Origin of the sequence: Paraglaciecola sp. L3A3 (genome assembly GCF_009796765.1) — a bacterium.
Classification (GTDB): domain Bacteria; phylum Pseudomonadota; class Gammaproteobacteria; order Enterobacterales; family Alteromonadaceae; genus Paraglaciecola.
Map to the genome: position 1 here is coordinate 4,960,203 of NZ_CP047023.1, position 13,616 is coordinate 4,973,818.

Sequence of the window (13,616 nt, forward strand, 5' to 3'; positions counted from 1 at the left end):
AACTGTAAAAGTTAAGCAATAGATTCGTTATATAACTTAACGCTGTTTACTAGTTCAGCTTTAGCAGCAGCAGCATCTTCCCAACCGTCAATTTTCACCCATTTATTGGCTTCTAAATCTTTATAATGCTCAAAGAAATGTTGAATTTGATGTTTAAGTAATTCTGGTACTTGGTCAATATCGTGAATGTCACGATACATAGTAGACAATTTATCAACTGGCACGGCCAAGATTTTTGCATCTATACCTGACTCATCAGTCATTTTTAATACGCCAACTGGACGACATTTAATAACACAACCCGCTAACAATGGAAAAGGGCTCATCACTAATACGTCAGCTGGATCACCATCTTCAGATAAAGTTTGGTTTACATAACCATAGTTAGCTGGATAGTGCATACAAGTTGCCATAAAACGGTCAACAAAAATTGCGCCCGTATCTTTATCTACTTCGTATTTAATTGGATCAGCGTGAGCTGGGATTTCAATGATAACGTTAATTTCTTCTGGTAAATTTTTACCAGCTGGTACTGAGTTAAGGCTCATACTTTTACCTATATTAGTTGATTTGACTGCGGCGGATTATATAGAGTCCCAGCCGCCGATTCAAAGGCATTGATGATTAAATACACTAACCTTTTAATTATTAGTTAGTTTTAGCTAGCCTTTTTAAGGATAGGAAAGGGAATTTGCGGACAAACGTCCTTCTCCCATATTGATGATACAGGAGAAGACTTATCACTAGATTACAAATTAATGAGCTTCTAGCTGCTTAAGATATTTAATACTTTCAGGCACTTGGCGCATAACACGTGACGACTCATCTTCTAAAAAGAAATAACGAATCCCCTGCTTTTTAGCTTCAGTAACTACACTGGCAATACCTACATCGCCTGTACCTAAGACAACGTTGGTTTCAACATCGGCTTGACCATTTAAAGAATTTTTTGAACCTTTTTTACGATCTTTTAAATGTAGCGATAAAAATTTGCCTGGATATTTTTTAAGTAAAGCCGTTGGATCCATACCGCCTTGCTTCATCCAAAATACATCCATTTGAAAAGCAGCGTCCGTTACATTTTCTAGCATATAGTCAAGTATGGTGCCGTTTTCATGAGGTAAAAATTCATAACCATGGGCATGATATTGCAAGGTAATACCGTTTTGTTTTAGTAACTTACCGGCTTTATTCATTACAGCAACGGCCGCTTTGGCTTCATCTATAGTAAAACCTTTTTTACCGTTATGAGGGATCCAATAAAAGGTTGCAAAACGACTGCCAAAATATCTTGCTTTGTAAACCACAGCGATTGGGTTATCGCGTATTTCATCATAAGAGGTGTCTACACTTGCTACTTCTAAATTATGTTTGATTAATTCATTACGATATTCTTCAACCGACAAACCGTAAAGTTTACCGCCACCTTCAACTAGGTTCAAACCCCACTTATTAATTTCAGAAAAAGTGCTTGGTACATCTTTTTCCATTTGATTTCTGACACTATAAAGTTGTAATCCCAGCTCATGTGCTACCGCGGGTAGCGTTAAACTTAGAGAAAGAGCCAAACAACAACCTGTTTTAAACCATACTGCTTTTTTACTTATAAACTTGAACATATATTCACATCTCCTAAAAAGTAATCGATTAAATTCGCAATAATTACGTTAACAATAAATTAACACCATTTACTCCCATGAGGTTAATTAAATATCGGCTAAGGATCAGACCTTTTCGGCGTTTTTTATATTCCTGAATTATCTCTTGTTACAAACATTCCGTGGATCTCTTTGCTAACAAGGCTAAAATTCCATTTCTATTTGCAATATTAAATTTTTGAATGCAATATTTTCAGCGTCATTCTTTTTAAACTTCGTACTAGATAACTTATAACTAAAGGCCTTACGGTGACCGATACTAAAGTGAACCAAGAAACTGAATTTCTGCAAAGCATAGTCGGATTTGAACAAATACTCAGTATGTTTGATTTGTTAACGGACGTTATTTTTTGGATAAAAGATACGGATAGCCAGATAATTTATGCCAACAAAAAATTTGTAGAACACTTAGGTTGTCACTCCTTACATCAAGTGATTGGTAAATCAGACATTGCTTTTTTCCCACCACATATTGCCAAACAATTTATCACAGACGACAAAAGTGTCATGAATGGCCAAGTGATTACCGACAGGTTAGAACTAAACATGTTGAACTCAGGCGAATTTGCATGGTTTTCTACTTCTAAACGGCCCTTATTCAACAAAGAAAATATAATTATTGGCTCTTTTGGCTTTACCCAACTGTTATCCAAAGCTTCTAAAGTGTTATCTAGTATTGATGCCATAAAAGAACCCATTGAATACGTACGAGAAAATTTCCACAAAGAAATTAGCATTGAAGAATTAGCCAAATTGGCATTTATTTCGGTAAGTGCGCTGGAAAGACGCTTTAAAAAATACCTGTCTAAAACACCAAAACAATTTATTAATGAAGTACGCTTGGAAAATGCGCGGCGGATGTTAATAGAAACCCGCTTACCCATAGCTGAGATAGCATATCGATGCGGTTTTTCAGAACACAGTTATTTCAGTCGGCAGTTTAAATTGCAGTTCGGTATTTTACCTTCACAGTTACGTGAGAGTATGAAAGATTAGTTATAAACGTTATGTCAGAGTCAATATGATCTTTGTACAATATATTTTGCTTAATAAAAATGTGAGGACATCGAATCTTGAATACATTAACTGAAGACTTGCATTATATAAGTGAGCGGGTAAACCACTTAAGAGCGCATTTTAATTCAGCGCAAACTCGCTCTTATGAATGGCGAGTTACACAACTGAGTCAACTGAAAAAGATGTTAGTTGAACAAGAACAAAGTTTTCTACAAGCCTTAGCCTCAGATTTAGCAAAATCCGAATATGAAGCCTGGACCACAGAAATTGGCTTCACCATTAGTGATATTGACCATACACTAAAACACTTAGAAAAGTGGATGAAACCCAGAAAGGTCAGTACACCTTTAATTGCGCACCCCGCCAAAAGTTATCAATTACCCGAACCTCTAGGCACAGTTTTGATTATTGGCGCATGGAATTATCCCATTCAATTAGTATTGGCACCTTTAGTGGCAGCGATTTCTGCTGGTAACTGCGCGGTAATGAAACCATCAGAATTAGCTCCAGCCTGCTCAGAGCTATTAGCCAAATTATTACCTAAGTATTTATGTAACGATTCGTTTTGGGTGTTAGAAGGAGCAGTAGCCGAAACCACAGAAGTACTAAAACAAAAGTTCGATCATATTATGTATACAGGTGGTGAAGGGGTGGCGAAAATAGTCATGCGAGCTGCCGCTGAACATCTTACCCCAGTGACACTTGAACTTGGCGGTAAAAGCCCTTGTATCATAGACAATGACTGCAATTTAGACATGACAGCCGCACGTATTGTCTGGAATAAATGGATGAATGCAGGACAAACCTGTGTTGCACCTGATTACGTTATTATCGAGGAGTCTCAAAGTCAGGCTTTTATTGATATTTTAAAAAGTAAAATAACTCAATTCTACGGTAACGATATAAAACACAATCAAGACTATGGCAGGATCATCAACACTAGGCACCTAACTAGGTTAGTCAGTTACCTTGCAGGGCAAAACATAGTGATTGGTGGTGAACATGACACGCAAAAAAAGTATCTAGAACCAACAGTTGTATTAGATCCCGATTTAGATAGTCAGCTGATGTTAGATGAAATTTTTGGTCCTATTTTGCCTATCATAACAGTCGAAAAGATAGCAGATGCCATTAGCCTGATTAACCATAGAGCCAAACCTTTGGCTTTGTATGTGTATACCAAAAACACAGAATTTGAAAACTACGTTTTAAACTTCACAAGTTCGGGCAACGTATGTATTAACGACGGCATGATGTTTATGGCTAATCCTAATTTACCTTTTGGTGGTGTGGGTAGCAGTGGCATGGGCCAATATCATGGACAAGCTGGCTTCGATACTTTTAGTCATTTAAAAACGGTAATGAAACGAAGCACCTTGCTGGATCCAGCATTACGTTATCCGCCTTTTACAGAAATCAAATTAACGCTATTAAAAAAATTACTTTAGCTAGATAATCCGAGTTTAGGTTAATACAATTTGGCATTAAATAACGCTAACGTACTTAACCATAGTGATAAGTAACCCTTTGGATTATGCTTATTTAAATTGATCGACAAAAATAGTAGGGCGAATGACAAATACTGTATTTCCAATATTAACTTGCAAAAATCTGTTATTAGATCAACTAAAGCATCAAGACAGCGATGATATTTTTCAGATATTCTCAGATCCTGCTGTGGTTGAGCATTATGATGTGGATATTTTCAAAACTCAGTTAGATGCCATTAGGCTGATTAAACATTTTGAGAGTTTATTTGAAAATAACTCCGGTATTCGTTGGGCGATTAGAGATAAGCAGACTAAAGAATTTATCGGATCTTGTGGTTTTAGTAATTGGAATCCTTTTGATCATACCGCAGTTATCAGCTACGAATTAGCTAAGCAGCATTGGGGTAAGGGTTATGCCACAGAGGCAGTGACCGCCATGATAAATTTTGTTTTAAGTGAGAATTTTCATTTTTATGTACATAGAATTGAAGCTTATATTCTGCCCACCAACCAAGCTTCAGAAAAACTCATCCAAAAACACGGTTTTCAGCTAGAAGGTACCTTGCGAGAAAAAAGTTATTGGGGTGAGACTTTCCACGATATGAATATCTTTGCCTTGTTGCGCAGAGATTGGACTTAGCCTTTTATACATTGATAGACGATTAGGGCTAATCGGGAATAGTTGCGGGTTAAAAATGGGGCTAAAAGCAACACTCCTTAGCCCCAGTAAATACAAAAAACCTATTTTAACTTCAACACAAAAGCCGAAGAAGTATCATATTTTCCGCCCATCAAGGCTAAAAATAAATAACTGGCTTTACCGTCTTGCATTAAGACTTGTGGTCTTTCCATACGCTGAATTTTACTTTCATTAGTAAAATCTACATTAGTCCGATAGCCCAGTTGTGGGGCTGACCAGTTAATGCCATCGTCAGAATCTAACATTAAACCCACATGAGGATGAATCACCCCCATATCGCGCATTATCATATAGAACTTGTTGTCTTCGACAAATACATAAGCATCTTCTACTTGTTTTTTATATTGGGCAAAATTAACCAAAGGGTTTTTAGGGTGCTTAATGTAGGGCCCTTTAATATCTTTTGCTATAGCCACACCCATTTTACGCATGTCATCATTATATTTATCCCATGCTTTGTAATATAACCAAAACTCACCATTAGGGTGTTGTAACAAAGCCGGATTGGTTGTTAGATAACTGTCCCAATCTTTTTTGTTTGGGCTAACTTCTAAGATGGGCTCTTCACCAACACGTTTAAATGGACCATATAAACTATCAGACAGAGCTAGGCCTATACGCTGAGTGGAAGCATGATGGCCATCATATTTACTAGCATTCGCTAAGTTGTTACCGATAAAAAATAATGCATATTTATCGCCTACTTTTTGAATAGTAGGATTATGAATCGTATCAGCATCCCAATGATTTTCACCTCGCCCACTCAACACTGTACCTAAAACTGTGTAAGGTCCTTCGGGTTTGTCTGCCACTGCATGGGCAATTTCACTATGGCTTAACCAACGACCATGGGTGCCACGCCAACGAGAATAAAACAGATGAATTTTACCATCTTCTCCCTCAATCGGTGATGCCCCCCAAACATTCCAGTTTTCTTCTTCTAAAATGCGCTGACCCGTAGTTAACTTTTTACTAAATTCAGATTCAGTGACAGAGTAAGGTAAGTTCAATTCAGCCAAATCTTCAGGAAAAGAATGCGCTTTTTCTTTTGCAGCAAAAGTACTCAGGCTAAATAACGCGGTACAAGTCAGTACCGTTATTTTAATCACTGGATTCATTTTTTATCTCCAAAAAATTGCTCTAATTCAGGATCATTAGTGGCTATCATTTTTGCAAAAATCATATCATCAAAAGCATTAATGATTTGTTGTAGCTCAGGTTTAGTCGTAGCGATTAAATTGTTTCTTTCTTCGGGATCACGCTTTAAGTCATAAAACTCATCTCTACCACGATTTTTATAATCTTTAATTAACTTATACTTACCGTCGCTATACATACGCATGGCTGATATAGATTGATGCAAAGTAGAATAAGCAGCGTAATAATCTGTCGATAACACAGTGTTTTCGTCTAACAAAGCAGCAGTGAAATCTTGGCCCCTAACTACAGTATTTTCGTTTACTTTTCCTTTTGCCAAACTGACTAAAGTGGGGAACCAATCTAAGTTAGACATAGACGAGACATTAGTACTATTTGCTTTGATGACACTTGGCCAGCGCACAATACTAGGCACTTTAATGCTGTTGTCGTACATATTAGGTCTTTGATTAGTTGGGATATTTTTAGTGGCTTGGGTATCATTTTTCAATAACCAATGGCCATTACCTTTATGCCAAATACCATTGTGGCCCATGTTATATCCATGGTCAGAAGTGAAAACCACTAAAGTGTTATCACTTAAACTTAATTTATCCAACTCAGCTAATAAATTACCTACGTTTCTATCGACACTGCGCACGCTAGATAAATATTCGGCCATCATTCTTTTAGTTTTTGTCACATCCAAATTAGGATAATCAGGATGAGGCAGAATCATATCCATATCTAAATAAGGTGCTTGGTCTTCTTCGGCGACAGGTAACCAACGTGCATGTGGTGCACGGAAATGTACCGATAAAGCGAATTTTTTGTCTTTGTTATTTTGAATAAAATTAATCGCTTCATGGGTTAATACATCAGGGGTTAACCCTTGACGCTTAGTGACCACACCATCTTTTTCTATTTTAGGATTAATAGGTGAATTACCGCCGGATCGAAAACCAACAAATTCATCGTATCCTTGCTTAGTAGGGTGGTATTTATCTAACTCACCTAAATGCCATTTGCCAATTAAGCCAGTATGGTATCCGGCTTGTTGTAAAATTTCTGGCCAAGTTTCAAGAGCAGGGGCTAAACCAAGTTCTGGCTCTAACCGACTAATAGATTTACCTGATGTATTAATCCAGTCATCTATACCTAGTTCATAACCATACTGAGAAGTCATTAAACCCGCACGAGAAGGGCTACATACTGGAGTAGTGGTGTAAGCATTAGGAAAACTCATTCCTTCAGAGGCGAGTTTGTCTAAATTAGGTGTAATAGCTTGATGGTTACCTGAACTACCGATAGCCCAAGGGGCTTGATCATCAGTGTAAATAAATAATATGTTCGGAGCTTCTAAGGTCTTAGATGTCTGCTCAATATTATTATTTTGTATCTGTGTACATGCAGAAACTGCAATAACAGTTGATAATAATAAAAACCTCTTTGAAATTGTATATAACATTATCTTTTTATATTTGATTTACCATACGGGTAATCTACCCTATTTAGCTGAAAAGTTAAACAAATGTAATTCGATTAAAGTTCTCAAATTTATCAGGCTGCTCGAAAGATCAATTAATAGACGTTGCCACTTTATAAATTTGCATGGTTTTAAGCATAGACTCTCGTGGCTGATGCACTGAGTTAGATAACATAATCACTTCAGCGACAGACTCAACATTAGTCGCAAACTCTTCAATAGTGAGGCCTATTCTGTTAAGACTAACTTGTTTTTTTTCAATCGCTTGGTTTAATTTTGATTGAATTGCTTGTTTCGTTTTAACCCGGTTTTGCTCGATTAAATCAGCACACAGTGTTTGTCCGGCATGGATCAAGTCAGATTTGATCATGGCATTAGGAATATTATCAAACACTTCTGTGCATCTTTGGGTCAAAAAATCATTGGTGTCATCCCAGAACATACCAGTACTATGAATATACGCTTGAATTTGACTATCTTTTTCTAATAAGTAATTTTCGATAAATGCTCTAAATAGTGCTTCTTTCGAAGAAAACTGCTTATGAATTGTCACTCTAGATACATTTGAATAACGACTAATCATAGCTATGCTTGCAGCAGTATAACCATACTGAATGAAGCATTGCTGTGCAGTTTCGAATATTTTTTTGGTACTTTTTAACATTTATCATTACCTATTAAATCAAAGTGCAGTTTACTTGAATTAATTAACTTTACAACAACCTTTACACTTAATGTTAATGTGTTAACATCAGGTTTCTTAATTCAGCCTATTGGCTTATGACATATTATTTGAGGGTTCAAAATGAAACAGTGGATTTTAATAAGCCTAGTGATGGCTTTGTTAGGCTGTTCTGAAGAGGCTGTTGTTAGTCAAGAAGAGGCGCCATTAGTAGTACAAACCTTTACTGCTATGAAACAACAAAACAATGCAAATCATGAATTCCCCGCAGTTGTGTCTGCAGTAAAGAATGTTGAGCTCAGATTCGAAGTGGCAGGCCGCTTAATTGAAACTAATTTAGTCAAAGGTAAAAAAGTGGCTAAGGGGCAAGTACTCGCTCAAATTGATCCCGCCCCATACGAACGTAAAGTAAAAGATAAACAAGTACGTCATCAAGTGGCAACCAATGATCTAAAACGGATTGAAGCCTTATATAAAACAGGCGGGGTATCCCATAGTGCTTATGACAATGCGCAATCTTTGTTCGAAACTACTTTGCTAGATTTAAACAATGCTAAGCAGGACTTAAGTTATACCAAGATAACGGCTCCATTTGATGGTTTTGTTTCAGACAGATATATTGAAAACAATAGTTATGTGCAAATGGGAAATTCTGTCGCCACTATTCAAGATCGCTCTACTTTATATTTCTCTTTTGATGTACCCGAACGTTTGATGACCTTAAATCATGGTAATAGGGATCTGCAAGCCACCGCTAGAATTGTTGGCTTGGAAAATGAAATCTATAAAATCCACTATGTAGAACATGAAGCTGTGCCTGATCCTATTACTCAAACTTATAACGTCATCTTTGCCATTGACAATGCTCAAGAATCCTTATTAATACCCGGCTCTAGAGCTATGGTAAATATTCAATCAAATTCAAAAAACAAACAAGTGATAGGCATACCTGTAACTGCTGTGTTTGGTGATAAAAAGTCTGGTTTTGCGGTATGGATACTGAATACCAATACTAACTTAGTTAATAAACGAGATATTAAAATTTCCGGCATCGCAAATAAATATGCTTTGCTAAATAGCGGCTTAACCGAGGGTGAAAAAGTTATTTCTGCCGGTGTTAGTTATATGCGAGAAGGATTAGCAGTTAGAGAATATAAGGCAGAAAATTAATGGATATTGCACGTTATTCTCTAACTAGATCTGTCAATATTTGGCTAGTGGCTTTAGTCTGTGTGATTGGTGGTCTAATTGCGTTACAAAATATTGGCCGCTTAGAAGATCCTGCCTTTACCATCAAAGAATCCATGATAATGACTTATTATCCTGGTGCCAGTGCTGAAAAAGTTGAAAAAGAGTTAACCGAACAAATTGAAATTGCCCTGCAAAAAATGCCGCAATTAAAACGCTTAAAATCGACCAGCAAACCAGGTGTGTCTCAAATTCGAGTGGAGGTATTATCTCATTACAATACAGATCAACTGCCACAGATATGGGATGAATTAAGAAAACGTTTATCTGACTTAAGTACATCTTTACCTTTAGGTACGTCGACCCCAACAGTTATAGATGATTTTGGTGATGTGTATGGACTTTATTATGCATTAACTGCCCCTGATTTTAGCCCTTATCAAGTGCGAGAGTTTTCACGAATTATTAGACGTGAACTACTGACAATTGATGGTGTTGCCAAGGTCGACGTAAATGGTATTCTGCAAGAAGAAATTGTTGCCACCTTTGATACCTACCAAATTGCAGGTTTAGGCTTATCTTTTCCTGATATAACCGCTTTGTTAAACAATAATTTACGCCCATTTGATGGCGGTCGCTTATTAATTGAAGGCAAACAAGTGAGGATTTCACTGGCTGATTCTTCAGATCAAATTCAAGAGATTGGTAACTTATCTATAGTGTTACCGGGCAACAACGCTTCTATTAAATTAAAAGACATAGCTGAAATCAGTATTCAACCAGTAGAAATACCACAGAGTGTCATGCGTTATAACGGTCAAGATGCCATTACTTTTGCCGTATCAGCTAAAGTCGACGTCAATATTGTAGAAGTCGGTCACAAGGTTAATGACAAAGTAGATGAAATATTGGCTAGCTTACCGGCAGGCATAGAAGTTGACTTGTTGTATGACCAAGCAGGCATAGTAGAAGAAGCGGTTGATGGTTTTGTTCTTAACTTAGAAGTGTCGGTAATGGTGGTGGCGTTAGCCCTCTGTATATTCATGGGCTGGCGTTCTGGCGTAGTGGTTGGCGTCACTTTGTTAATTACCGTATTAGGAACAGTATTAGTGATGTGGTTATATGATTTGCGCTTACAGCGTATTTCATTAGGTGCCATGGTGATAGCTATGGGTATGTTAGTGGATAATGCCATAGTGGTCGCCGAAGGTATGATGATGCGAATGGCTAAAGGAAAATCAGCATTAGAAGCGGCCAGCTTTATAGTCAAACGAACACAATGGCCTCTGCTAGGCGCCACTGTAATTGGCATAATGGCATTTTCAGGAATTGGCCTCTCAAATGATGCCACTGGGGAGTTTTTGTTTTCTCTGTACGCGGTAGTATTGATTTCATTAATGCTCAGTTGGATATTTGCAGTGACTTTAACCCCATTATTAGGCAAATATTTTTATAAAGTAGGGGCCGATCAAAAAGCAGAACCTAAACTTTCTGGTTTTTCTTTAGGTTATTTAGCATTTTTAAAGCAGGCTCTGCGCTTTCGCTGGATAAGTTTAATGGTACTGATTGTTATCACCGTTAGTGCCTACGCCAGTTTTGGTTTTATCAAACAAGGATTTTTCCCACCTTCTAACGCTCCTATCTTTTTTGTTAATTATTGGAGCCCTCAAGACAGAGATATACGTGCCACTGAAGCCAACATGAAGTTAGGCGAACAAATTATTTTAGGCAATGAGCATGTAAAATCTGTCGCCAGTTTTGTCGGTCGTGGTGCTGAGCGATTTACCTTGTTATACGGCCCAGAAATGCCCAATGAAAGTTATGGTTTATTTTTGATCCGGGTCAACAACGCAGAAGATATTCCTAACATAGCCAAACAGCTAACTGAGCAATTAGCCTCTGTTGATAAGGATGGCCATTTTTATGTAAAAGTGATGCAATTTGGCCCCTCGGCGCCAGCCAAATTACAGGCTAGGTTTTCTGGCTCAGATCCTCAAATACTCAGAGAATTAGCGCAACAAGCAAAAGATATATATTTTGCTGATCCCTCGATTCAAAATATTCGAGATGACTGGCGGGAAAAAGGTTTTATTGTCACTCCACAATATGACGAAATAACAGCCGGTTTAGCTGGCGTGTCTAGACTCGATTTTTCTGAAGCTATCCAGTTTGCTAGTAATGGATTACGTATTGGCCAACTGCAGTTTGGTGATTATTTGTATCCCATCATAGCGAAAAATAGATTAGACACTGAACCTGACTTAAGCGACTTAAAAAATAGTTTGGTCTGGAGCAGTAGCCAAAGACGTTATATTCCGTTTCAACAGGTCTCTAGCGGCATTCAATATGAAAGCGAAGAGTTACTTATACAACGTCGAGATAGAGTACGCACTATCACCGTATCAGCAGAGCCAGGATTAGATGAAACAGCCGGAGCGGCCTTTACTCGAGTGAAACAAAAAATTGAAGCAATCCCGTTACCTGCTGGATATTCTTTAGAGTTTGGTGGTGAATTTGAAACCGCTAATGACGCACAGAAAGCCTTAGGTGCAGGTTTACCCCTAGGTTTCTTAGTGATGTTTTTAATTAGTGTGTTGTTGTTTGGTCGGGTACGTCAGCCGTTAATTATTTGGTTGATAGTGCCTATGGCCATTGTCGGAGTAGTTGCAGGCCTACTAACCGCAGATATGCCATTCGGCTTTATGTCCTTGCTGGGGTTTTTGAGTCTATTTGGCATGTTAATCAAGAATGCCATAGTGTTGCTGGAAGAGATTGACTTACAAATTGCTGAAGGTAAACCGCCGTTACAAGGCTTAATTGAGGCCAGTGTTAGCCGTTTACGGCCCGTAGCTTTGGCTGCGATCACCACTATATTAGGGGTGATGCCTTTGTTATTTGACCCATTCTTTGCCGATATGTCGGTGACCATTATGGGCGGTTTGGCTTTTGCGACTTTATTAACCTTAGTGGCAGTGCCAGTATTTTATAGTTTGTTCTTCCGTATCCCTTACAAAGCATATTAAACAGCAGATGTTGTTACTCACCCCAGTTGTTTATTTGGGGTGAGTAAATTTTACGGGGATGGGCTTAAAGGGCTTTACTAAAATACAATTCACTCTGAGTCAAAGTAGCAATATGTTGCATATAAAGCAGAGTTTGCTGTTGGAAACGTAAACCTTTAACCATGCTCAAATTGCGTAACATGGGAAACAATAACACGTCGTCCATAGCTAAAGTTTCATTGATAGCTAACTCTGGAAGCTTGGCTAATAGCCCATTAACCAATTCTATATGTTGTGCCGATTCGATTATTGCTTGTTCAAAAGGCATATCTATCATGGCTTCTTTTTTAGCTTGAAAATAATCTTTAGCAGATTGTGTTGCAAATTCAGGTAAACCAATCAAAATAGTACGAGGATAAGTCAAAATCCGGGTTGAAGGTTTTACATCGGCAAACAGTTGTTCGTATTCATGCCATTTGTTTTTAGCTGTAATCACCTTACTTTTATCACCCAGTTCATTAAGTTTAAGCACTATGTCTAAACTCTCTTTCATCACTGAACCATCATCAAACTGTAAAATAGGCACCACTTTGGCATCTATTAAGTCATAACAGCTTTGTTCATCATCATTTAATAAATAGACTTTTTCATGGCTAACGTTTTTATAATTAGCCACCATGTCAGCTCTGACACAGTAAGGGCAATGGTGGTATTGGAATAATTTCATCTTGGGTTACCTATAATAGATTAATCTCTGGTGAGCACTTCTAGTAGCTCAATTTCAAATGTGAGGTCTGAATTAGCTGGGATCATATTGCCTATTTTTCTTTCGCCATAAGCTAAGGTTGCCGGCACCCAAATTCGACGCTTGCCACCTACTTTCATGCCGTTTAAGCCTAAAATCCAACCTTGTATTACTCGTTTGTTACTTAACACAACTTGAAAGGCTTGTTGTTTTTTATGGGACGAATCAAATTCAGTGCCATCAGCTAAAAAGCCTCGATAATGCGCAGTGATGAGCGCACCACGCTCGGCAGCTTTACCTGTCCCTTCAACTAGGTCTTCTATTTTAATTTGTTCTTGCATAGTGAGTTTTTCGTTTACTGCCAATCAGGCAAGTAAAATAGCATTTTTCGACAAAAATCGGCAGAGGATAAGCGGATAAAAATAATAATGTCCAAGCAATAAAGTTGTTTTATTAAACAATACCCTATTATTTCGAGCAATTTTTAATCACATATAATCCCCCCTGCAGA

The 13,616-nt window shown here is 37.7% G+C and carries 12 protein-coding genes; 5 read left to right on the top strand and 7 right to left on the bottom strand.

Going from position 1 to position 13,616, the window contains the following annotated elements:
* Positions 1–11 precede the first annotated feature (11 nt).
* Complete coding sequence (gene ppa / locus GQR87_RS20615) at positions 12–548, bottom strand: inorganic diphosphatase (protein WP_158972559.1); 537 nt, start codon at positions 546–548, stop codon at positions 12–14.
* A gap of 207 nt (positions 549–755) precedes the next feature.
* Positions 756–1,619 carry a sugar phosphate isomerase/epimerase gene (locus GQR87_RS20620; RefSeq protein WP_158972560.1) on the bottom strand — a complete coding sequence of 288 codons (864 nt, stop codon included), beginning with the start codon at positions 1,617–1,619 and terminating at the stop codon, positions 756–758.
* A 360-nt stretch (positions 1,620–1,979) separates the two neighbouring features.
* Between GQR87_RS20620 and GQR87_RS20625 the strand changes: the two genes are divergently transcribed.
* From GQR87_RS20625 to GQR87_RS20635, 3 genes are all read left to right on the top strand, one after another.
* Positions 1,980–2,654, top strand: coding sequence for a helix-turn-helix domain-containing protein (locus GQR87_RS20625; protein WP_370459648.1), 675 nt, complete (start codon positions 1,980–1,982; stop codon positions 2,652–2,654).
* Positions 2,655–2,731: 77 nt separating this feature from the next.
* Positions 2,732–4,123 (top strand): aldehyde dehydrogenase family protein, encoded by a 1,392-nt coding sequence (locus GQR87_RS20630; RefSeq protein WP_233267343.1) that lies wholly within the window; start codon positions 2,732–2,734, stop codon positions 4,121–4,123.
* Between the two features lie 124 nt (positions 4,124–4,247).
* The gene (locus tag GQR87_RS20635) at positions 4,248–4,805 is read left to right on the top strand and encodes a GNAT family N-acetyltransferase (RefSeq protein ID WP_158972562.1); all 558 of its coding nucleotides are present in this window, start codon (positions 4,248–4,250) and stop codon (positions 4,803–4,805) included.
* A 101-nt stretch (positions 4,806–4,906) separates the two neighbouring features.
* Here the strand turns inward: GQR87_RS20635 and GQR87_RS20640 are convergent, their stop codons facing one another.
* From GQR87_RS20640 to GQR87_RS20650, 3 genes are all read right to left on the bottom strand, one after another.
* Positions 4,907–5,983, bottom strand: coding sequence for a glycoside hydrolase family protein (locus GQR87_RS20640; RefSeq protein ID WP_158972563.1), 1,077 nt, complete (start codon positions 5,981–5,983; stop codon positions 4,907–4,909).
* Positions 5,980–7,470, bottom strand: a complete 1,491-nt coding sequence (locus GQR87_RS20645) for a sulfatase-like hydrolase/transferase (RefSeq protein WP_158972564.1) — start codon at positions 7,468–7,470, stop codon at positions 5,980–5,982. Before GQR87_RS20645 ends, GQR87_RS20640 begins: the two co-directional genes overlap by 4 nt.
* Before the next feature lie 109 nt (positions 7,471–7,579).
* Complete coding sequence (locus GQR87_RS20650) at positions 7,580–8,152, bottom strand: TetR/AcrR family transcriptional regulator (protein WP_158972565.1); 573 nt, start codon at positions 8,150–8,152, stop codon at positions 7,580–7,582.
* Between the two features lie 141 nt (positions 8,153–8,293).
* Here GQR87_RS20650 and GQR87_RS20655 point away from each other — a divergent pair, with 141 nt between their 5' ends.
* Both GQR87_RS20655 and GQR87_RS20660 read left to right on the top strand, forming a co-directional pair.
* Entirely contained in the window at positions 8,294–9,340 is a 1,047-nt protein-coding gene (locus GQR87_RS20655) for an efflux RND transporter periplasmic adaptor subunit (RefSeq protein ID WP_158972566.1), read from the top strand.
* Positions 9,340–12,381 (top strand): efflux RND transporter permease subunit, encoded by a 3,042-nt coding sequence (locus GQR87_RS20660; protein WP_158972567.1) that lies wholly within the window; start codon positions 9,340–9,342, stop codon positions 12,379–12,381. Before GQR87_RS20655 ends, GQR87_RS20660 begins: the two co-directional genes overlap by 1 nt.
* Positions 12,382–12,445: 64 nt before the next feature.
* On the opposite strand, the gene grxB is transcribed toward GQR87_RS20660, so the two are convergent.
* Positions 12,446–13,087 carry a glutaredoxin 2 gene (grxB, locus tag GQR87_RS20665; protein WP_158972568.1) on the bottom strand — a complete coding sequence of 214 codons (642 nt, stop codon included), beginning with the start codon at positions 13,085–13,087 and terminating at the stop codon, positions 12,446–12,448.
* A gap of 20 nt (positions 13,088–13,107) precedes the next feature.
* Positions 13,108–13,446: an FKBP-type peptidyl-prolyl cis-trans isomerase gene (locus tag GQR87_RS20670; protein WP_158972569.1), complete on the bottom strand. Its 339-nt coding sequence runs from the start codon at positions 13,444–13,446 to the stop codon at positions 13,108–13,110.
* Positions 13,447–13,616: the final 170 nt, after the last annotated feature.

Coding starts and splice junctions, on each gene's coding strand:
- GQR87_RS20625 (WP_370459648.1), top strand. CDS start 1,980: ATGTTTGATTTGTTAACGGACGTTATTTTTTGGATAAAAGATACGGAT.
- ppa (WP_158972559.1), bottom strand. CDS start 548: ATGAGCCTTAACTCAGTACCAGCTGGTAAAAATTTACCAGAAGAAATT.
- GQR87_RS20655 (WP_158972566.1), top strand. CDS start 8,294: ATGAAACAGTGGATTTTAATAAGCCTAGTGATGGCTTTGTTAGGCTGT.
- GQR87_RS20645 (WP_158972564.1), bottom strand. CDS start 7,470: ATGTTATATACAATTTCAAAGAGGTTTTTATTATTATCAACTGTTATT.
- GQR87_RS20650 (WP_158972565.1), bottom strand. CDS start 8,152: ATGTTAAAAAGTACCAAAAAAATATTCGAAACTGCACAGCAATGCTTC.
- GQR87_RS20640 (WP_158972563.1), bottom strand. CDS start 5,983: ATGAATCCAGTGATTAAAATAACGGTACTGACTTGTACCGCGTTATTT.
- GQR87_RS20620 (WP_158972560.1), bottom strand. CDS start 1,619: ATGTTCAAGTTTATAAGTAAAAAAGCAGTATGGTTTAAAACAGGTTGT.
- GQR87_RS20635 (WP_158972562.1), top strand. CDS start 4,248: ATGACAAATACTGTATTTCCAATATTAACTTGCAAAAATCTGTTATTA.
- GQR87_RS20660 (WP_158972567.1), top strand. CDS start 9,340: ATGGATATTGCACGTTATTCTCTAACTAGATCTGTCAATATTTGGCTA.
- grxB (WP_158972568.1), bottom strand. CDS start 13,087: ATGAAATTATTCCAATACCACCATTGCCCTTACTGTGTCAGAGCTGAC.
- GQR87_RS20670 (WP_158972569.1), bottom strand. CDS start 13,446: ATGCAAGAACAAATTAAAATAGAAGACCTAGTTGAAGGGACAGGTAAA.